Source organism: Brevibacillus massiliensis, from assembly GCF_000311785.1.
Lineage (GTDB): Bacteria > Bacillota > Bacilli > Brevibacillales > Brevibacillaceae > Brevibacillus_C > Brevibacillus_C massiliensis.
On the sequence record NZ_HE978541.1, the window covers coordinates 105,107 to 125,378 of the forward strand.

General features: G+C 52.5%; 18 protein-coding genes. 17 read left to right on the forward strand and 1 reads right to left on the reverse strand.

Annotation, left to right across the window (positions count from 1 at the left end; genetic code table 11):
- Window positions 1-96 precede the first annotated feature (96 nt).
- Window positions 97-579, forward strand: coding sequence for an HD-GYP domain-containing protein (locus HGBM_RS27560; protein ID WP_019121855.1), 483 nt, complete (start codon window positions 97-99; stop codon window positions 577-579).
- A gap of 124 nt (window positions 580-703) precedes the next feature.
- Here the strand turns inward: HGBM_RS27560 and HGBM_RS14745 are convergent, their stop codons facing one another.
- A complete protein-coding gene (locus HGBM_RS14745; protein ID WP_019121856.1) occupies window positions 704-1,525 on the reverse strand; it encodes a polysaccharide deacetylase family protein in 822 nt (273 codons plus the stop codon).
- 138 nt (window positions 1,526-1,663) lie between these two features.
- Here HGBM_RS14745 and HGBM_RS31100 point away from each other — a divergent pair, with 138 nt between their 5' ends.
- The 16 genes from HGBM_RS31100 (at window position 1,664) to HGBM_RS14825 (ending at window position 20,145) form a co-directional block, all read left to right on the forward strand.
- Window positions 1,664-1,813, forward strand: a complete 150-nt coding sequence (locus HGBM_RS31100; RefSeq protein ID WP_019121857.1) for a hypothetical protein — start codon at window positions 1,664-1,666, stop codon at window positions 1,811-1,813.
- A gap of 310 nt (window positions 1,814-2,123) precedes the next feature.
- Window positions 2,124-3,446, forward strand: a complete 1,323-nt coding sequence (locus HGBM_RS14755; RefSeq protein WP_019121858.1) for a cytosine permease — start codon at window positions 2,124-2,126, stop codon at window positions 3,444-3,446.
- A 37-nt stretch (window positions 3,447-3,483) separates the two neighbouring features.
- Window positions 3,484-4,593, forward strand: a complete 1,110-nt coding sequence (locus tag HGBM_RS14760; protein ID WP_019121859.1) for an S-methyl thiohydantoin desulfurase family protein — start codon at window positions 3,484-3,486, stop codon at window positions 4,591-4,593.
- Between the two features lie 5 nt (window positions 4,594-4,598).
- Window positions 4,599-6,209 carry a hydantoinase/oxoprolinase N-terminal domain-containing protein gene (locus HGBM_RS14765; protein ID WP_019121860.1) on the forward strand — a complete coding sequence of 537 codons (1,611 nt, stop codon included), beginning with the start codon at window positions 4,599-4,601 and terminating at the stop codon, window positions 6,207-6,209.
- Window positions 6,194-7,684, forward strand: coding sequence for a M81 family metallopeptidase (locus HGBM_RS14770; RefSeq protein WP_019121861.1), 1,491 nt, complete (start codon window positions 6,194-6,196; stop codon window positions 7,682-7,684). The genes HGBM_RS14765 and HGBM_RS14770 overlap by 16 nt, the downstream gene beginning before the upstream one ends.
- A 41-nt stretch (window positions 7,685-7,725) precedes the next feature.
- Complete coding sequence (locus HGBM_RS14775; protein ID WP_035287201.1) at window positions 7,726-8,289, forward strand: helix-turn-helix domain-containing protein; 564 nt, start codon at window positions 7,726-7,728, stop codon at window positions 8,287-8,289.
- Window positions 8,290-8,515: 226 nt separating this feature from the next.
- The gene (locus HGBM_RS27565; protein WP_019121863.1) at window positions 8,516-8,755 is read left to right on the forward strand and encodes a pepsin/retropepsin-like aspartic protease family protein; all 240 of its coding nucleotides are present in this window, start codon (window positions 8,516-8,518) and stop codon (window positions 8,753-8,755) included.
- A 339-nt stretch (window positions 8,756-9,094) separates the two neighbouring features.
- Window positions 9,095-9,895 (forward strand): enoyl-CoA hydratase/isomerase family protein, encoded by an 801-nt coding sequence (locus tag HGBM_RS14785; RefSeq protein WP_019121864.1) that lies wholly within the window; start codon window positions 9,095-9,097, stop codon window positions 9,893-9,895.
- Between the two features lie 201 nt (window positions 9,896-10,096).
- Window positions 10,097-11,659, forward strand: coding sequence for a benzoate-CoA ligase family protein (locus HGBM_RS14790; protein ID WP_019121865.1), 1,563 nt, complete (start codon window positions 10,097-10,099; stop codon window positions 11,657-11,659).
- A 97-nt stretch (window positions 11,660-11,756) separates the two neighbouring features.
- Window positions 11,757-12,638: a phenylacetic acid degradation operon negative regulatory protein PaaX gene (gene paaX, locus HGBM_RS14795; protein ID WP_019121866.1), complete on the forward strand. Its 882-nt coding sequence runs from the start codon at window positions 11,757-11,759 to the stop codon at window positions 12,636-12,638.
- A 42-nt stretch (window positions 12,639-12,680) separates the two neighbouring features.
- On the forward strand, window positions 12,681-13,937 hold the full coding sequence (locus HGBM_RS27570) for a benzoate/H(+) symporter BenE family transporter (RefSeq protein WP_019121867.1): 1,257 nt from the start codon (window positions 12,681-12,683) through the stop codon (window positions 13,935-13,937).
- Entirely contained in the window at window positions 13,912-15,681 is a 1,770-nt protein-coding gene (locus HGBM_RS14805) for an adenine deaminase C-terminal domain-containing protein (RefSeq protein WP_026074434.1), read from the forward strand. The genes HGBM_RS27570 and HGBM_RS14805 overlap by 26 nt, the downstream gene beginning before the upstream one ends.
- A 15-nt stretch (window positions 15,682-15,696) precedes the next feature.
- Complete coding sequence (locus HGBM_RS14810; RefSeq protein WP_019121869.1) at window positions 15,697-16,467, forward strand: enoyl-CoA hydratase/isomerase family protein; 771 nt, start codon at window positions 15,697-15,699, stop codon at window positions 16,465-16,467.
- Between the two features lie 9 nt (window positions 16,468-16,476).
- Window positions 16,477-17,445, forward strand: a complete 969-nt coding sequence (locus tag HGBM_RS14815; protein WP_019121870.1) for an MBL fold metallo-hydrolase — start codon at window positions 16,477-16,479, stop codon at window positions 17,443-17,445.
- A 28-nt stretch (window positions 17,446-17,473) separates the two neighbouring features.
- Window positions 17,474-18,298, forward strand: coding sequence for a methyl-accepting chemotaxis protein (locus HGBM_RS14820; RefSeq protein WP_019121871.1), 825 nt, complete (start codon window positions 17,474-17,476; stop codon window positions 18,296-18,298).
- A gap of 440 nt (window positions 18,299-18,738) precedes the next feature.
- Complete coding sequence (locus HGBM_RS14825) at window positions 18,739-20,145, forward strand: sigma-54 interaction domain-containing protein (protein WP_019121872.1); 1,407 nt, start codon at window positions 18,739-18,741, stop codon at window positions 20,143-20,145.
- The last annotated feature ends 127 nt before the right edge of the window (window positions 20,146-20,272 follow it).

Sequence of the window (20,272 nt, forward strand, 5' to 3'; positions counted from 1 at the left end):
TGCTTCATTGGGAGCAAATTAAAAATAAATATCTCAACTTTCGCAGCTTAAATTAACCAACAAGCCCTTGATGTGGTTGGGTAAAGTGGCTATCCATTGCTGTACTTGACTCAAAAGGGTAGACTTATCTCGTTTGCTCTCTTACTTCATGATATTGGAAAAATAAAGATTTCTGATGATATCTTAAATAAGACTAGCTCTCTAACCTCAGAAGAGTATGCAGAAATGAAACTTCATACCCACTTTGGGTATGAGATTATTCATTCAATTTCAGGTATGACAGAAGAGCATGCTTTAGTTGCGTTGCAGCATCATGAAAGAGAGGATGGGAGTGGATATCCTTTTGGGATTACCGGAAACGATATCACCTCTTATAGTAAAATCGTAGCTGTTGCAGACGTCTTTCATACTATGATTTCTGAGCGTGTGTATAAGAAACCGACACCGTTATATCAAGTACTTAAAGAACTGGATCGTTGTGCATACGGGTCTCTTCATCCCAAAGTTGTCCATACATTTATTCTAGGAATCATGAACAAAATGATTGGTGAGTCAATCATTTTGTCGATGGTCAAATAGCTCGAATTCTTATGCGCCATCAGGATAATCTAATTAAGCCATTGGTAGAAATTGAAGCGGAATTTCATGACCTTCGTAACTGCGAATTCCATATCTTGGACTTTTACAATAACCAATTGTTTCACTACTTCGGAAGGCTTAGCAACTCGGGAACCGTAACCAGCTTGACATTGTCGTTTCGCAGCTGATTAATGATTTCCGGTAATGCTTGAACCGTCCCGGTCAAATCCTCCCCAACTCCCCCCGCAGCATGCTGAAGGATAATAGACCCGGGACGTACTTGCGCCAGAACATTCGTTCTGATCTGTTCCGCGCTTAGGCCTTTCCAATCCAAGGAGTCGACATTCCAATTGACGATGACCTTGTGATGGCTAGCCAGCCATTGAATTTGGCGTTCGCTAATATTTCCATACGGAGGTCTGATAAAAGTTGGCTTATACCCCGAAATAGATTGAATCAATTGATCTGTTTTCACGACCTCATTCTGAAAATCCGCATCGCTTAATTTGGGCAAATTCGCGTGGCTGTAGGAATGGTTTCCTAAGACATGACCTTCATTAATCATTCTTTGTACAATTTCGGGATGCGCTTCGACCCGGTTGCCGACTACGAAAAACGTTGCTCGTACACCCTCCTGTTTTAAGACATCAAGTATTTGAGGTGTAAAGCGGTCGTCAGGGGCGTCGTCGAAGGTTAAGGCAACTTCACGCTTCGAAGAAGGACCGCTCAGTAAAAACGTGCTTTTGTATTTAGCCCGCAAATCCGCTAACGACAGCGGATGGGGATTGCGCACAGCCCCTTCTGGGCCATCGTGCAGGTCCGTCGTGCGAGAAGTCTTCAGGGTATTGTTCGTTATCCCTTTAGGCGGTACTTGATTCGTTTTATATTGAGTGCAGTTGGAACACACCATTAATGCGAATAAAGATAGGATCAAAATGGCTTTCATCGTTTGTGAACTCCCTGCTGTTAATTTTAAATCCAATCATTATACTACCCGTCATTCTTTGAGATATACTTTGGAGTTCATTTCAATCCTACAATCGCCGCCCCCTGGACCGTGCGTACAGTGTTGGATAAGTCAAGCATGGAGCATGCGATTTATTTTGCCATCGGGGTAGGAATTTTACTTCTTGCGGGGACAGCCTTGCTGTTATCATCCTGGATAAAAGGCAGGGAAGCCTTGGCAAAAGAGAGGAAGAGAGAACTCAATAAGATTAAAATAATGAATTTATAAGGAAACAGATCAGTCCCCCCTGTTGGTTCTGCCGGTATCGGAAGAATAAAAGGGGGGATTTTGACGTTTAAAACCAGTCATCGTTCCTATGTAGCAATATTATATATTAAAATTAACTTTAAAATATTAAAAAAATAATTGACGAACGTATTTTCAGTTTATTATAATTTCACTACGATATATTTAATATTTTAAATTTACAAGTTCTTGTGAGGTGGGGCAACAAACCAAGCGATCCGGTAGAGTAACTGCTTCTTTTGTCTGTAGGATTGCAATCGCTTTCAAAATCTAATATCAGGAGGAAGTCACTGTGTCCAAAGTAGAAACGCAACCTCAAGCACAGGAACAAGCGCAAGAGAATGACTATGCCATGGAACCGGTGCCTGTCGAAAATCGGCGGCCCTGGTGGGAAATTACCTTCGTCACCTCCGGTTTTTGCATGGCTGTATCGGGAATGTTTGCAGGTGCTGCACTGACAGCGGGACTTCCCTTGAAGGAGATCATCATTGCCATCTTGGCGGGAAATGCCGTGCTGGCGCTGTACGGCGGGTTTACGGGAGCGATCGGCGCGAAGACCGGCGTATCGACGACGATGCTCTCCCGGCATGCGTTCGGACGGTACGGATCGCTGGTGATCAGCCTGGTCTGGGCGATTACATTGATCGGTTGGTTCTCGGTGCAGACCGGGTTTTTCGGTCAGACCGTGCATTCGATGTACCCTGACGCCGGATTTTTGACCGACATTCCCGTTGCCTCTGCGTGGGGCGGGATGCTGATGATCTTAACCGCCTATATCGGCTTTAAAGGGATTCGGCTGTTGAGCAATATCGCGATTCCCTCGCTGATCATCCTTTGCATCATCGGCGTCACCATGGGACTCAACCATGTAGGCGGCTTCAGCAATCTGCATGCGAGCATCAGCCAGCCGATGTCGCTGATGGACGGGATTGTGTTGGTGATCGGGACGTTTGCCGTCGGAGCGGTCATCCAGCCGGATATCGCCCGCTACGCCAGGTCGCCCAAGGAATCGTGGACGGCGATTATCGTCGGGATGGTGATTGCCAACGGATTTATCATCTTTGCCGGCGCGATCACGGCAGCCTCGATGGGGACCGGCGACCTGCCCGCTGTCATGCTGCAGATGGGCCTGGGCATTCCCGCGCTCCTCGTCCTGATCGCGGCGCAGTGGACAAGCAATGACAGCAATCTCTACTCCGCTTCGCTGGCGCTGACGAACATCTTTCCGATCGGCAAAAGCAAGCTGGTACTGATCGTCGGCATCATTGCCACCGTTCTCGGCGCGGCCGGGATGGCGAATCACTTCGTCAACTTTCTCATTGCCATCGGCGTTGCCGTTCCGCCGGTCGCGGGCGTCCTGATCGCGGACTACTATATTGTCCACAAGCAGGGGTACCGCTTCGGCAAAGGGACGAGATACGCTGCTGTCGTCTGGCCTGCCTTTATCTCCTGGGCGCTTGGCATTTTGGCCGGAATATACGTGGAATGGGGCATCCCCTCATTAAATTCGCTTGTTGTCGCATTCATTGTGCACGCAGGGGTGCATGCGATCAGCAAAAAAATGAACCTGAAACTCACCTCAGGCTTGGTTGAAGAAGGAGATAACGGTTTCTGACTGCTGCAACGACATGATCTGAAAAGGAGAGATGGAGATGGCACGTACAATAGGGGTGGAAGAAATTGAATATTTGGCACTCGGTGCCGCTGTACTGGGTACGGGCGGCGGAGGAGACCCGTTTATCGGCAAGCTGATGGCGCAGAAGGCGATCAAGGAATGCGGACCGGTCACCCTGCTGTCGCCGGAAGAAGTGCCCGACGATGTGCTGGTCGTCCCGACCGCCATGATGGGGGCGCCAACCGTCTTTTTCGAGAAGATTCCCAATGGCGACGAAGCGCTTCACTCACTCAGGCGCTTGGAAGATCACCTCGGCAAAAAAGCCTTTGCCGTCATGCCGATGGAGTGCGGCGGGTTGAACTCGACCATCCCGTTCGTCGTAGCCGCCCGGGCGGGTCTGCCGATGGTGGACGCGGACGGGATGGGGCGGGCCTTCCCCGAATTGCAGATGGAGACGTTCAATGTCTACGGCGTTTCCGGCACGCCGATGGTCATCACCGACGAGCGGGGCAACTGGTGCCTCGTCAATACGGTGGACAATGCGATGATGGAGCATATCGCCAGGGGCATTACCGTGCGGATGGGCGGAGTGGGACACATCGCCGAGTATCCGATGACGGGCAAACAGATGAAGGAGACGTCGATTCTGCATACGACGTCGCTCCTGATCGATATCGGCAAAGCGATCGTACACGCCCGCGAACGTCACGAAAGCCCGCTTGAAGCCATGTCCAAGGCGTTGGCTAAGTCCATCTACGGCACACCTGTCGTCCTGTTTGAAGGCAAGATCGTCGATGTGGACCGGACCACGGCTGAAGGCTTCACGCGCGGAACCGTTCAGCTGGAAGGCATCGGCGACTACAGCGGCAGCCGGTTCCAGGTGGATTTCCAGAATGAAAACCTGATTGCCTACCGCGATGAGGAGGTAGTGGCTACGGTTCCCGACTTGATCACCTTCCTCGATCTGGAGACATCCAAGCCGCTCACGACGGAAACGCTGCGCTTTGGCTTCCGCTTGGTCTGCGTCGGAATTCCGACACCGGAGATCATGCGTTCACAGAAAGCGCTGGAAATCTGGGGGCCGCAATACTTTGGATACGATCTGCCGTTCATTCCTGTTGAACAATTGGCGAAGAAGAGAGGATGAGACGAATGACAGCGAAACAGTACAAAATCGGAATCGACGTTGGCGGTACGAATACGGATGTCGTCGTTCTGGATGAAGCCAACCGCGTCGCAGCATCCGTCAAGTCGGCGACGACGCTGGATGTGCAGGAAGGGATTTTCAACGGCATTCAAAGCGTGCTGGAGCAGTCCAAGATCGATACTTCGGCGATTGCCTACGTTTCCCTGGGAACGACGCATGCCACGAACGCAATTATCCGCCGCAAGCTGCTGTCCCATGTAGCTGTCGTCCGCATCTGCCTGCCTGCGGGAAAAGGCGTGCCGCCGCTGACCGACTGGCACGCCGACCTGATGGAGGCGATGGGGGCAACCTCCTACTTCGTCCACGGCGGATTTGAATTTGACGGACGTCCGCTCGCCGGAAAGCATCTTGATCGGGCGGAGTGTCTGGCGGTGCTGGATGAGATCAAGGCAGCAGGCGCGGAATCGATTGCCGTCTGCTCCATTTTCTCCCCGGTGAATGCGAGCCATGAGCAGGAGTTTGCCGAGATGGCGCGGGAGGTGCTCGGGCCGGATGTTTCGATTACGCTCTCGTCCGAAATCGGCAGCCTGAGCCTCTTGGAACGGGAAAATTCCACCGTGCTGAACGCTTCGGTGGTCGGCGTGGCCCGACGCGCGGCCGAAGGGTTGATGGAGGCGCTGGAGCGCTTCGGCATCAAGACGAAGGTGTTTTTCGCCCAAAACGACGGCACGCTGATGGCCCTCGATTACGCCATCCGCTATCCGATCCTGACGATCGGCTCAGGCCCGACCAACAGCTTGCGCGGCGCCGCCTTCCTGTCGGGACTGAAGGATTGCATCGTTGCCGACATCGGCGGCACATCCACAGACGTGGGCATCATGGTGAACGGTTTTCCCCGCCAATCCGCAGTAGCGGTGGAAGTGGGCGGCGTATTGACCAATTTCCGCATGCCTGACCTGATCTCCATCGGGCTGGGAGGCGGCAGCATCGTCACTGTAGACAACGGGGAAATCCAGATCGGACCGGACAGCGTCGGATACGAAATTACGAAGAAAGCCGTCTGTTTCGGCGGGGATACCTTGACAGCGACCGACATTGCCATCGCTGCCGGAGTGGCCCGGATTGATGCGCCCAACTGCGATCCAACCCGTCTGGCACACCTGGATCCGGGATTTGTGAAGCAGGCGATGGATAAAATCATCGAGCTGGTCGCCGGCGCATGCGACCGCATCAAGACCTCGACAGCGCCGCTGCCCGTCGTGCTGGTCGGCGGGGGCAGCCTGCTCGTTCCCCCACACGTCCCGGGAATCGGGGAGATCATCCGCCCGGAAAACTTCGGCTGTGCCAATGCGATCGGCGCTGCTACCGCAGACGCCAGCGGCGAAGTGGACGAGCTGTGGAGTCTCGTCAACACCTCCCGTGAGGAAGCGATCCGGCAGGCTAGAGAACAAGCCGTGCAAAAGGCGATTGAAATGGGTGCCGATCCCCGGGCCACGGAAATTGTCGACATGGAGCTGGTTCCGCTCACCTACCTGCCGGGCAATGTCATCCGCATCAAAGTCAAGGCGGCGGGCCCGCTGCGATTCGGAGTGAACAAGGATTGCGTATCGCGATAGGCCAGGTTCTGCACGAGACCAACACCTTTTCCCGGGAACGAACGGATGAAGCGGCGTTCAGGCGGCAGGAGTGGTGCGAAGGGGCGGAGATCATCGCGGCCCATATCGGGGTGCGCGACTGTCTCGGCGGCATGCTCGCTGAGGCACGCGAGTCGGGCCTTGAGCTTGTCCCGACGCTCGCGGTGTCGGCTGAGCCTTCCGGAATAATCGCCGCCGCCGCTTGGGAAAAAATCAAGGGCCAGATGCTTGACAGCTTGCGCGAGGCGGGACCGTATGATGCAGTCTGTCTCTCCCTGCACGGGGCGGGGATTGCCGAGGGCTGCGACGACATTGAAGGGGATTTGCTGCGCTCCATCCGCGCGGCCATCGGTCCAAACGTGCCGATCGTCGCCACGCTCGACCTGCATGCCAATATGACAGACGAAATGGTGCGGTACGCCGATCTGCTTTTAGGGGTTCATTTTTATCCGCATTCGGATGAGTACGACCGCGGACGCGAAGCGATAAGGCGGCTGTGCGAACTGGTGGCGGGACACATCTCGCCCAAGATGCAGCTCGTCCGTCTGCCGCTGATGATTCCAACCTCGACGACCCTGTTCGGACCGGCACAGCGAGTCAACGAGATCTGTTGGGAATGGGAAAGCCGGCCAGGCGTGCTGGACTGCACGTTTTTCCACGGCTTCCCCTATACCGATGCGCCTGATGTCGCCGTAACGGTGTTGGCCACGGCGGACGGCGATGAGGTGTTGGCCCGGCAAGCAGCCTGTGAAGTGGCGGATGCGATCTGGAGCATGCGGGATGAATTTTTTATCACCTATCCGACTCCGTCCGAGGGGCTGAAGGAAGCCCTGGCTCAGGCGGCGACCCCCGTTATCATCAACGAGACGTCCGACAACCCGGGTGCGGGTGCGCCTGGAGACGGGACCCATCTCTTGGCCGAGATGCTCGCGGCAAACGTGCCGCTGACGTGTTTTTGCCACATCTGCGACCCGGAAGTCGTCGAAGCGGCCCATCGGGCAGGGGTTGGCGCGCATATCGAGGTGAAGCTGGGCGGTAAAACAGATGAACTGCACGGCAAGCCGCTGCCGGTCAGCGCACGGGTGAAACTGCTCACAGACGGCGTATTCACACAGACGTCGCCCATGTGGTCCGGCAAATCAGTAGATCTGGGCAGGACCGCACGGCTGACAGTGGGCAACGTCGATGTGATCGTCACCAGTATCAAATCCCAGCTTTTGGACGACGAACTGCTCAAGCTGCACGGCATCGACATGTACCGCTGCCGGGTTATCGGGATCAAGTCAAGCCAGCACTTTCGCGGCTTTTTCCAAAGCAAGGTACCCGCGATCATCACAGTCGACTCACCTGGCATATCCACGTTTGACATCTGTACGGTCTTTGACTACAAGCGAATTGCCCGTCCCATCTACCCATTGGACCCTGTTGTTTCGAGGGAAGCAGAAATAGTAGACTAGTGCTGGAAGTGGAAAATGTTGCAGGGCGGGAGAGGATAGAAGTGTCGGAAGCGTTTCAAGGACAAAAACTTCGGACGATTCGCAAGCAGCGGGGACTTACAATGCAGCAATTGGCGGATGCGGCCGGTGTCAGTACGGGACAGATCAGCCAGATTGAGCGCGGCCAGGTGATCCCGACATTGGTGCTGTTTTGGAAATTGTGCAAAGTGCTGGACGTCCCCTTGCATTATTTTTTCGAGGACGATTCGGCCGAGGATGAGCAGATCGTCGTCCGCCGCAATCAGCGGAAGCAGATTCACTTTCCCAATTCCAACGTCGTCTATCACTCGCTGCTCCCCCATAACAGGGGAGAAATCGACTTTTTGCTGATCGAGATCCAACCTGGCGAGATGCATGAGAAGGAGCAGCAGGTGTCCCACGGGGGCGAGGAGTGCGGGATCGTGCAAAAGGGGCAGCTAACCGTGCTTCTGGGAGAGAGAAAACACGTACTGGAAGCCGGTGACAGCATCTATTTCCAATCTTCGATACCGCACCGGTTTATCAACGAAGGAACCGAGACGTCCGTGTCGATCTGGGCGATGACGCAGCCGAAGAAATCGGGATGAACAGCTTGAAAATAGCAGAGGAAGGAGGAACCGGCCAGACAAGGCTGGTTCCTCCTTTTTGATTTGCGGACCCTTTTTGAATTGATGGTCAAACGACAGAAATAGCCGATAGATTTGATGTAATAGAGAAGATGGAAGTTGTGACAAGTCTCTTGTTATAACAAAAGTAAGGGAGGGATTGACATGCTGTGGGATGAAGTACGTAAATGGAATACTATGAAATTGAATGACACAAAAGGACTTACATGCCGCAATAACCCTCTCATACAAAGGAAAAATCACGAAAATCGAAAACGTTATTGTAGATACAGGGGCCGCACATACGCTTATTTCTGCTGATGCCGTGTTTGATTCAGGGATTTTTGCTGCCCCGGAGGATGAGTTAACCGTCATGAGCGGTATCGGCGGTGAAGACTTCGCTTTTAGAAAAGTGGTTGATCGGGTAGAGTTTGCTGCATTGGAATGAGAGGGACTGCCTCAAACGTGCGTAATCCGCGAGATTAAAGAAGAGGTAGTATCTACCATCCCTTTTTCTCCTCCCTTATTCTTTCGCTTTTCAAATCGACCGTTCACCAACCATATTAACGTCTGCGGCGAAATTGTCATTTTGCGGTTTTTCGTCGTTCGTTCAAAAAGCATAACACAAAGAAAATCAAAGCGTTTGAAAGTATTCGTTTGAATTTTAGCAAAAAACTCTCCTTATTCTAGTTATATGAACTTTGAGAATATAAAGCCCATTTAGTATATTATGCATTGAATACGATTGTTTTTAAAACATAACAAAATGTGCAAAGGAGGAAATGTCATGTCTTCAACTGTCGTCCATGAGCAAAAACTGTTAACCTTAAAAAAAGAAAACGGTATCGCAGAAATTCATTTGCACGTAAACAAAACCAACTCTTATAACCTCGACTTCTACCGGGAGTTGAATGCAGCGATTGACGATATTCGCTTTGACAACGACATCAAGGTAGCCATTCTGATGAGCGATATGCCCAAGTTCTTTTCCGCTGGAGCGGACATCAACTTCCTGAAAGCGGCTGAACCCCGTTTTAAAACGCAATTTTGCCTGTTCTGCAATGAAACGCTGGACAAGATGGCACGCTCTCCGCAAATTTTTATCGCCTGCCTGGAAGGGCATACGGTCGGGGGCGGATTGGAGATGGCCCTGGGCTGCGACCTGCGCTTTATGGGTGACGAAGCCGGAAAGATCGGACTGCCGGAAGTGTCGCTCGGCGTACTCGCCGGTACGGGCGGGACGCAGCGGCTGGCTCGTCTGATCGGCTATTCCCGCGCCCTGGACATGAACATCACCGGCAAGACGATCAGTCCGCAGGAAGCAAAAGAGATCGGCCTCGTAAACGATGTGTTCCCGCAAGCCGAGACGCGTGAAAAAGTGCTGGAATACGCAAGAAACATCGTAAACAGCGCCACCTACGCCGTCTCCAACATCAAGCTGTCGATCATGAACGGCAAAGAAATGCCGCTGAATGTAGCGATTCGCTATGAAGGTGAACTGCAAAACCTGTTGTTCCGCTCCGAGGATGCAAAAGAAGGATTGAGCGCGTTTTTGGAAAAACGCCAGGCGAACTGGAAGGGGCTGTAAGGAAAAAAGAGCAATGTCGGCTGCACGGCTGATATTGCGATTTTTTCAGGCAAAGAAAACGCGCAGCTCTTGATCATCCGTCATGGCGCGAAGCACCCGCTGCAAAAAACTCGACTACATCTTATGAAAGCGCTTTAATACGTGCCTTTTATTGATTGCAAGCAGGTCTTTTTATCCTGGCAGGAAGGAGATGAGGTAAAGATGGAGATAAGAGGTTTAGGGGTTAGGTACAATGCAGCCACACGCTTTATAGACGAGAATGTAAACAACGGCATCGGAGACAAGGTGGCCATCTACTATGAGGACCGGCAGATCACGTACAAACAACTGCAAAGCAGCGTAAATCAGGCAGGGAATGCGCTGAAAAAGCTCGGGCTGGAGATGGAGCATCGGATTCTCTTGGTGTGTTACGACACTCCGGAATTTATCGCTTCTTTCTACGGGGCAGTGAAGATTGGCGCCGTGCCGATTCCGGTCAATACGATGATGCATCCTTCCGATTACGAATACTTTTTAAACAACAGCCGGGCCAAGGCGATGATCATCCACGCCGACATCTGGAGCAAAATTCGCCATCTGCAAAGCCGGTTTCTTTACCTGGAACATGTGATTGTGATCGGCGAGGCGGAAGGCGGCGAAGAACATGTGCACTCCTACGACGAGTTGATCGGCTGGGCATCGGCAGAGCTGGAGCCGGCGTCGACCAATTACGATGATGCCGCTTTCTGGCTGTACAGCTCCGGAAGCACGGGAAATCCCAAGGGCGTCATCCACCTGCAGCACGACATGCAATTCGCCCTCGACACGTATGCCAAAAGAGTGCTGAAGATAACGGAGGCCGACATCACATTCTCCGCCTCCAAACTGTTTTTTGCCTATGGGCTCGGCAACGGCATGTACTTTCCTTTAGGGGTGGGCGCATCGACCGTTTTGATGCCGGATCGCCCGCTGCCCGAAAAGGTCTTCGAAACCATCGAGAAGTACAGGCCTACGATCTTTTTCGGGGTGCCGACGCTTTACGGCTCGATGATCGGTCTCGTCGAACGCAGCGGAAAAACATACGACCTTTCCTCGATACGGGTCAGCGTATCGGCCGGAGAATCGCTGCCGGCCAAGTACGTTCGCAAGTGGAGGGAGCTGTTCGGTACGGATATCCTCGACGGGCTCGGATCAACGGAAGTGCTGCACATCTTCCTGTCCAATCAAATCGGCGATATTCGCGAAGGCAGCTCGGGCAAGCTCGTCCCCGGGTACGAGGCGAAGATCGTCAATGAAATGGGCGTGGCGCTCTCGGCGAACGAAACCGGCGATCTGCTGGTGAAGGGCGACAGTATTGCCCACGGCTACTGGAACCTCCATGAGGAAAACAAGCGAAAGTTCAGCGGAGAGTGGCTGCACACCGGCGACAAGTACTACGTCGACGAGGAAGGGTATTTCTGGTACTGCGGCCGGTCGGACGACATGATCAAGGTAGGGGGAATCTGGGTCTCGCCCATCGAGATTGAAAACGCTTTACTTCAACACGAGGCTGTCCTGGAGGTTGCCGTCGTCGGCGTGCAGCAGGAGGAAAACCTTACCCACCCGAAAGCGTTTGTCGTGTTGAAAAACGGCGTCACTCCGCTCGACAGCCTGAAAAAGGACATGCAGGATTACTTGAAACAAAGGCTGGCGCCGTACAAGTATCCGCGGTTGATTGAATTCGTCGATGAGCTGCCAAAAACATCAACCGGTAAAATACAGCGGTTCAAACTGAGAATCAGTTAAATAGAGCTTCCGGACATTCTTGCCATTAAGAGGGAATTAGCATACTCTAGATATCAGTGATAGAAGAAACAAGTCTCATCTATAGAAGGTGATAGAAATGAAACCAAGATCACTGATGATCACTCTCTACGGGGATTTTATCCAGTACTATGGCGGAGAAATCTGGATCGGCAGCCTCATCCGGATCATGTCGGAATTCGGAATTTCTGAATCCTCTGTCAGGGGAGCGACTCTCCGCATGGTTCAGCAAGATCTCCTGCAGGTAAGAAGAGTCGGAAACAAGAGCTATTACAGTTTGACCGAGAAAGGCAAAAGAAGAATCGAAGACGGCGTAAAAAGGGTGTACTCCATTCGCGATCACAAATGGGATGGTCTATGGCGGATTTTGACTTACTCCGTGCCGGAAGAGAAGCGGGAGCTGCGCAACCAGATTCGCAAGGAGCTGAACTGGACGGGATTCGGGCTTGTGTCCAACAGTGTCTGGGTCAGCCCGAATCCCTTGGAAGAGCAGATCATGGAGATGATCCGCACCTATAATCTGGAAGATTATACCATGTTATTCAGTTCCAGCTCTGTCGTGTCCCATGACAATCAGTACATCATTGACAAGGGATGGAATTTGCAGGAAATTGAGGCGGAATACAACGGTTTTATCAAGTCCTATCAAGCCAAATACGAGCATTTGAAAGAGCGCGTCTGGAATAATACGCTGACAGATGTGGAGTCTTTTTTGGAGCGCACCCATCTTGTCCACGAGTTCAGAAAGTTTCTGTTTAAGGACCCGGGATTTCCCAAGGACCTCCTGCCCGATCATTGGAGCGGAAGAAGCGCCAGAGATTTGTTTTGGAATATCCATCAATTGATCTCCGTGTCCGCCGTCCGGTTCTTCGAGTCCGTGTTTGAACACGCACCTGATCGGACTGTCCAGCCAAACCGCGACAAAGCGATCAATCCGTTTGCGGAGATATACGTTAGTTAAGGAGGGAACATACGACACTTGACCTCGGGGAGATCAGCCTGGATGGGAAGCCTTCGCGACTTCCCCAAGTACTTGTCTGTTGCCAGCATATCCAACGGGATTATTGCCTGGCTTTTTGGGGTCACAGGACCTTTGCTGATCGTGCTGCAGTCAGCCGCCAAGGGGAATGTCACCTTGGATGTAACCATCTCCTGGATTTTTTCGATCTACGTCGTCGGCGGCATTTTGACGCTTGGAATGTCGCTGTACTACCGCCAGCCAATCCCGGTCGCTTTTTCCATTCCCGGCGCTGTTTTGGTCGGGAGCTCGCTGATGCAGCATACGTTTGCCGAGGTGGTCGGAGCGTATTTCATCACGGGCGTCCTGGTCGTGATTCTCGGCGTTACCGGGATTGTCAAGCGAATCATGAAAATTCTGCCGATGCCGATCATGATGGGTATGGTCTCCGGGGTCCTGCTGCCCTTCGGAATTGATATCATCACTTCGACTGTAGAAGCGCCCTTGCTGAATGGCGCGGTATTGGCCGTTTACTTCCTGCTTGCTGGTTTTCCCCTGCTGGCGAAGCGATTTCCGCCGCTGCTCGCCGCACTGCTGGCCGCTTTTTTGCTGCTGTATCTGTCGGGAATGCTGCAGGCAAACGGCGCAGCGTTTGCGCTGGCGAGGCCCCAGGTGTTCCTGCCGTCCTTCGACCTCGGCGCGATCGGCGAGCTGGTGATTCCCTTGACGCTGACGGTCATTGCAATTCAAAATGCGCAGGGAATCGGCCTGCTCGGCACAAGCGGCTACCTGCCGCCGGTCAATGCCATGACCAACTGGAGCGGCATCGGTTCGCTGATCAACAGCTTTTTCGGCGCCCACTCGGCATGCATCGCCGGACCGATGACGGCGATTATCAGCGGGAGTGATACCGGCCCGCGGGAAGGAAGGTATGTCGCGGCGGTCATTGTTGGAATCTTGTGGATTTTGTTTGGCGTGTTTGCCCCGATTGCCGCGATGATGACGCAGATCGTCCCAGCTCATCTGATCAAGCTGCTCGGCGGCTTGGCCATGGTTGGCGTGTTGGCAGGCTCGCTGCAGTCCAGTTTTTCATCGCGCTTCAAGCTTGGGGCGCTGTTCTCATTTATCATCACCGTCTCCGGCGTCTCCCTCTTTCACATCGGAGCGCCGTTTTGGGGATTGGTAGGCGGCACGTTGGCGTCACTCGTACTGGAAAGAGCAGACTTTTCACCTTCGGCCGGGAACCTGCAGGCCAAAGGTGTAACAAAAGGTGGTAATGAACGTGAAAGCGACTCGGCATGAACTGATAGAAGTTGCACAAGGACGTAGGACTGCTGATCTTTACATCAAGGGCGGGACGGTAATCAATGTGTACTCGGGAGAGTTCCTGCGCCAAAATGTGGCGGTATACAAAGATTGCATCGCCTATGTCGGGGAGAGCGAAGCCTCAATCGGCGACAAGACAAAGGTGATTGATGCAGAGGGGAAGTACGTCGCCCCGGGCTATATCGAGCCCCATGCCCATCCCTGGGTGGTCTACAATCCCATCAGCTTGACCAAGAAGGCGTTGTCCCTCGGAACCACTACCCTTGTGAACGACAATCTGTTTTTTTACCTGCACATGGGAGCGGACGGATTTGCCAAAATGGTGGAAGATTTGCGCGAGCTTCCAGGCAACAATCTGTGGTTGGTCCGATTGGTCTCCCAGGCCGACTACCCGACAGAGAGAGACGACTTCAACCATGAAGCTGTCCGCCGCCTGCTTGCCATGGACGAAGTGGTCGGCAGCGCAGAGGTGACGCGCTGGCCGCTTCTCTACAACGGCGATCCGTTTTTGCTGGAAACGATTGACTACTTGAAAGGTTTGGGGAAGATTTCCGACGGTCACACCGCCGGATGTTCGTACGAAAAACTGAATTCCATCGTGGCAGCCGGCATCAGCGCCTGCCATGAAGCGATCACCGCAAAGGAATCCCTGGACCGGCTGCGCCTCGGCATGTGGACCACCTTGCGCAACAGTTCGCTGCGTCCTGATTTGGCGGAGATCATCACGATGATTACGGAAGGGAAGGTGGCGACAAGCCGGATCCTGATGACGACAGACGGACCGCATCCTGCCTTTATCGAGGAGGAGGGGCTTGTCGACGGCCTGCTGCGAAAAGCGGTTCAACTCGGACTGCCGCCGATGCAGGCGATTCAGATGGTGACGATCAATGCAGCGACGTTTCTTCGTTTGGACGAGCAGATCGGCGGGATTGCTCCTGCCAGACGTGCCGATTTATTACTATTGCCCGACTTGACAGACTTCCGTCCGGAGTTGGTGATTTCCGGAGGGGAGATCGTTGCCTCCAATGGAGAACTGCTTGCCTCCTTCCCGGAGATCGATTGGGATCAATACGTCGCTAACAGACCGTTTGGAATTGCCAAAACGGCGTTGGAGCATGCCGATCTGCACCGCTTTCCGCATGCGTCAGCAGACGAGCCTGTACCTGTGATCAGCTTCCGCAGTACCGTGATTACGATGCGAAAACAACTGAACTTGCCTGTAGACAAGGGGTATGTGGATCTCTCTGGCCAACAAGGTCTTGTGTATGCCAACCTGATCGATCGGGAGGGGAGATGGGTGTCGCGAGGGATTATGGAAAACTTTGCCACGAATCTTGACGGACTGGCGTCGACCTACAATACAACCACCCAACTGCTGACGATCGGACGGGACCCGGAAGCGATGGCTCTTGCGGCAGCACGGGTACATGAGCTGGGCGGGGGCATTGTCATCGTAGACCGCGGTCAGGTGATCCTGGAAATTCCGCTTCCTTTGACCGGGATGATGACTACCTCTCCTTCGTTTGAGCAAGCGGTCAAGTACCAAAATGCCTTGTTGGCCGCCGTGCAGCAGCGCGGGTATCCGTTCCACGATATTTTGTACACCCTGCTGTTTTTGACTTGTGATTTCCTTCCGGGGCTGCGCTTGATTCCGCTCGGGCTTTACGACGTGCGAGCGAACGAGATCGTGAAGCAGCCAGCGGTACATCCATTTATGTAGAGGGGATGAAAGTGCGTGAAATCGTATCAATTGATCCGTTTTTCCGTGGAGGATCGTGTTGCTACACTTGTTTTAAAAAGGCCCCCTGTAAACGTCATGAACATGGAGATGATGGAAGAGATCGTGGATGCGCTCTCTTCCATCTGTAAAGAGGAAAACCTGCATGCTCTGGTGATTCGCGCCGAAGGAAAAGCGTTTTCAGCCGGCGTTGCGGTGGAAGATCACATGGGCGACAAGACGGAGCCGATGATTCACCTGTTTCACAAGATGTTTCACCGGTTGATTGAGGTTCCTTGTCCGACCATCGCCGTGGTCGAGGGAGCGGCGATCGGCGGCGGCTGCGAACTGGCGACATTTTGCGATCTGGTCATCGCTACGGACCAGGCCAAGTTTGGTCAGCCGGAGATCAATTTGGCGCTGTTTCCGCCGGTATCTGTCGTGGCGTTCCCCTGGTTGACAGGTCTGAACCGCACGATGGAGCTGCTCTTGACCGGTGAGACGATCAGCGCCGGGAAGGCGTATGAATGGGGGCTCGTCAACCGGGTAGTTTCACCGGAAGACTTGGAGGCGACAGTAGGCCAGCTCCTCGACAACCTGCGCGGCAAAAGCGCGCTTGCCCTGCGCCTGACCCGTAAAGCGGTGCGCGAGGCGATGGCGTCGTCGTTTGCTTCTGCTATCGGCAAGGTGGAACAAATCTACTTGCGGGAACTTGTTTATTCAGACGATGCACAGGAGGGTCTGCATTCTTTTCTGGAAAAGCGCCCGCCCGTCTGGAAGAACTGCTAGGAGGGGAATATGGAGATACAACGCATGAGTGATACGCTGTTTCGGATTCCGATTCCCGTTCCTTTTCCGATGAAGTACGTCTATTGTTACTTGTTCCGGGGAGATCAGGGAAGCGTAGTGGTTGACGCAGGCTTTAACTATCCTGAAGCGCAGGAGGCGTGGAAGGCGGCATTTCGCCAATTGGACGTGCAGCCTCGCGATGTGGGCGCGATCTATCTGACTCACTTTCACCCCGATCATCTCGGGTTGGCCGGCTGGATGCAGGAGTTGACCGGGGCGCCGGTGTATCTCAGCGACATCGATCGGGAGATGTCGCTTAGGACCTGGGGGACGGACAGCAGCCAGTCAAGGCTGGTAGCACAGATGTGTGTCAAACACGGGGTGCCGTCCGACCTGGCGGAGAGAATCGCAGCAAGCATGGAAAAGCTGAGCCAGCATGTGCTGCCGCTCGCTCGGCTTCAAGCTGTCCCGATTGGGCAGGCGGATTTGGCGGGAGAAGTGTGGAAAATGATCCTCACTCCGGGGCACAGCGACGGGCACGTCTGTTTTTATCAACCGGAGCGCAAGTGGCTGCTGGCCGGGGATCATCTGCTTGACAAAATCACGCCCAACATCAGTCTGTGGCCGGGATGCAGTCCCAATCCGCTGCAGGATTACCTGGAATCGCTGCGCCAGCTCCGCTCGCTTGATGTCTCCCTGGCGCTGCCCGGACATGGAAAAGTCATCACTGACGTAAAGCAGCGCATCGAGGAGATCCTGCAGCATCACTCGGTACGCCTGGACAGGATGCTGCAGCTGGCAAAAGCGGGACGGACTGCCTATCAGGTTGCCGAGGCGGTATTCAGCGAGAAGCAGCTGACGCCGCACCAGTGGAGGTTTGCGCTGGCCGAGACGCTAGCCCACCTGGAGTATCTGGCTTCCCGGGATGAGCTGGCAAAAGTGGAAGGGGAACAGACGCTATTTCAAGCTCGCGAGTGAAATGTTGTGACGGAGGGACTGGGAACCAATGTCTATTTTAGATCATTTTATCGCCGTTGCCCCTTATATGAGCCAATTGATGCTGGAGGATGTGCATTTTTGCATTGCCGACAGGGAGAAATTTGTCGTCTCCCTGCCCGGCAAAAAGTTAAAAATGGCACTGTATGTGGGCGATCCGATCAGGGATGGCAGCCTGACCAAAGTGGCGCTGGAGGAAAAACGCAGAATTTTCCGGCAAGGCAATAAAGAACTGTACGGTGTCGCACACAATGCGATCTGCTTGCCATTAATTGAGAATGGGGAAGCGGTGGGATGTATCTCGATCGGGATCTCGCAAGAGAAAAATGATAAAATATCCCAAATCGCACAAAGCCTTGCCGCGATGACGGAGCAGATATCCGCAAGTGCCCAATCTATCTCCCAGGCTTCCCAACAGCTGGCGGTAATGACTGAGACGATGGCCGACACATCAGTTACGGTACATAAACAGATGGAAGATATCTCAGAGGTAACCAAATTCGTCTTTCAAGTGGCTTCCCAGACGAATCTGCTCGGTTTAAATGCTTCCATTCAGGCAGCTCACGCCGGTGAATACGGCAAAGGTTTCTCCGTGGTGGCTCAAGAAATCCGTAATTTGGCCGAACGTTCCGGTGAGTCAGCCAAACGGATTGCCGGCCAGCTAAAACAGATTCAAGACTTAATCTCTTCGATGCTGCAAAGTATCGAGGAGTCAGGCAGCTTGACGGAAGAGAATGCTGCCAGTACCGAAGAATTGGCCGCCTCGATTGAGGAATTAAACAGTTTGGCAAAAAAACTGTCAGAACTGTCAGAGTTACAGGCAGGAGAACCGTAGTGATTACGGTTCTTTTTTTGATGGAAAAAGTGGGGTCTATCAATATTGTTCGTAAAGAACACCCATTTTGTTCCTCTGGCTGCCGTGTACGATCGACCAACCGTTTCCGTCTTGAATGTAAACTTTTTACGGAAGTAGGAAGCTTCAGAAGGAAGGCGGTCGGCTTGTATCTCAAATAGGCACCCTTGTCGTATAATGGACAAGGGAGTCACCTCCAGTTCTCTTAGGTCTAGGTCGCCATTCTTGTTCGTGATTGGGGGAGGCGCTCCTTTTTTCTTGTCTTGAAGCCCTTCGCTTTGGAAACATGAAATACGCTTTCATTTTTTGCATAATCTTTTATACCATCTTTCGTTTCTGTATAATATATTTAAAAATGAATAACGGGAAAATACTTGATGAGAAGGTGCTTAGCTTTTGATTCTAGAGGAAAATATACAAAAATGAATAAAACGGGAGTGGCTGACAACTTGGATTTTCATACAGAAAAGTGGAATGAATATGAGGCGATCCTGCATTCGCTAAAAGACGATATTCTAGTGACAAATACGGATGGAATCATTCTCCGGGTCAGTGAAGTAACGGGTTCGATCTACGGTGTAAAATCGGACGATCTGATTGGAAAATCCGTATATGACCTGGAAAAACAGGGGCTGTTTACACCATTGGCTACACCCATTGTGGTGAAGAACAGGAAAAAGACAACCTTCGTGCAAACGACAAAAGACGGAAAAAAGCTGCTGGTTACGGGCATTCCCGTTTTCGACGTAAACGGGGAACTGTTTCGCATCGTCAGCTATTCACATGACGTGACAGAGTTGCTGGAAATGGAAAAGTATTTGTTTCAGATGAGTGACGAGATGGAGCGCGTCAAAAGCGAACTAGAATTGATGCGCAACCGCAATTATTTTGTCGAAGGCATTATCGCCAACAGCGAGCAGATGAGGAAGGTCATCAATACCTCGCTGCAAATCGCCGAGGTGGATGTAAACGTGCTCTTTCTCGGTGAATCCGGCGTAGGCAAATCGCTTATCGCCAGGTTTATTCACAATAAAAGTCCGCGTAGAAACGGGCCTTTTATTGAAGTGAACTGCGGAACGATTCCCGAACAGTTGTTTGAAACGGAGTTTTTCGGCTATGAATCCGGCTCGTTTACCGGAGCGAACAAGAAAGGCAAAATGGGGCTCGCCGAGTTGGCTGAAAAAGGCACGCTGTTTCTCGACGAGGTAGGCGAATTATCGCTGGCAAATCAGGTCAAAGTACTCAAATTCATTCAAGAAAAGCAGTTCTATCGTGTCGGTGGGACGACAGTGAAGCAAGTGGATTTCCGGCTGATCGCAGCTACCAATCAGAACCTGGAAGAAATGGTGAAAAAGAAGACGTTTCGCGAAGATCTTTACTTTCGTCTCAATGTCGTGCCGATCACCATTCCCCCTTTGCGCGAACGCCCGGAAGACATCATTCCGCTGATTGAAAAGGTATTGCAGCAGTTCGCGAAAAAATACAACCGGAAAAAAATCATCCATGAAGATGCCATGAGATTGCTGCTCTCCATGGAATGGCAAGGAAACGTAAGAGAGTTGATCAATTTGATCGAGCGGCTTGTCGTGACTTCATCGCGGCAAGTGATTATGCGTGAGGATTTGCCGGAAGCCTACCTCACCCGCCTCGCTGACGAGCTTTCGTTTCAACATTCGGGACGTACATTAAAAGAGATGCTGGAAGATTACGAGAAGAAGATTTTGCTGCGAGCCAAAAAGCGGTACAAAAAACAGGTAGAGATCGCGAAAGCATTAGGTGTCAGCCAGCCGTCCATCGTGCGGAAACTAAAGAAATACGGCCTGGAGTAAAGCGATTTGTTAAGCAGTTGGCACGTTTTTTGCTATTAGAAAATAGCGGACGATTTGCATTTCTGACGGAAAGGGGACATACCGCGTTTTTATTTGACCAACAGAAGCAAACAGAAAGTGGAGGAGA

What these genes read in the sequence shown, in the direction of transcription:
- HGBM_RS14745 (WP_019121856.1), bottom strand. Translation starts at nt 1,525, where the DNA reads ATGAAAGCCATTTTGATCCTATCTTTATTCGCATTAATGGTGTGTTCC.
- HGBM_RS31100 (WP_019121857.1), top strand. Translation starts at nt 1,664, where the DNA reads ATGGAGCATGCGATTTATTTTGCCATCGGGGTAGGAATTTTACTTCTT.
- HGBM_RS14760 (WP_019121859.1), top strand. Translation starts at nt 3,484, where the DNA reads ATGGCACGTACAATAGGGGTGGAAGAAATTGAATATTTGGCACTCGGT.
- HGBM_RS14765 (WP_019121860.1), top strand. Translation starts at nt 4,599, where the DNA reads ATGACAGCGAAACAGTACAAAATCGGAATCGACGTTGGCGGTACGAAT.
- HGBM_RS27565 (WP_019121863.1), top strand. Translation starts at nt 8,516, where the DNA reads ATGACACAAAAGGACTTACATGCCGCAATAACCCTCTCATACAAAGGA.
- HGBM_RS14785 (WP_019121864.1), top strand. Translation starts at nt 9,095, where the DNA reads ATGTCTTCAACTGTCGTCCATGAGCAAAAACTGTTAACCTTAAAAAAA.
- HGBM_RS14790 (WP_019121865.1), top strand. Translation starts at nt 10,097, where the DNA reads ATGGAGATAAGAGGTTTAGGGGTTAGGTACAATGCAGCCACACGCTTT.
- paaX (WP_019121866.1), top strand. Translation starts at nt 11,757, where the DNA reads ATGAAACCAAGATCACTGATGATCACTCTCTACGGGGATTTTATCCAG.
- HGBM_RS27570 (WP_019121867.1), top strand. Translation starts at nt 12,681, where the DNA reads ATGGGAAGCCTTCGCGACTTCCCCAAGTACTTGTCTGTTGCCAGCATA.
- HGBM_RS14805 (WP_026074434.1), top strand. Translation starts at nt 13,912, where the DNA reads ATGAACGTGAAAGCGACTCGGCATGAACTGATAGAAGTTGCACAAGGA.
- HGBM_RS14815 (WP_019121870.1), top strand. Translation starts at nt 16,477, where the DNA reads ATGGAGATACAACGCATGAGTGATACGCTGTTTCGGATTCCGATTCCC.
- HGBM_RS14820 (WP_019121871.1), top strand. Translation starts at nt 17,474, where the DNA reads ATGTCTATTTTAGATCATTTTATCGCCGTTGCCCCTTATATGAGCCAA.
- HGBM_RS14825 (WP_019121872.1), top strand. Translation starts at nt 18,739, where the DNA reads ATGAATAAAACGGGAGTGGCTGACAACTTGGATTTTCATACAGAAAAG.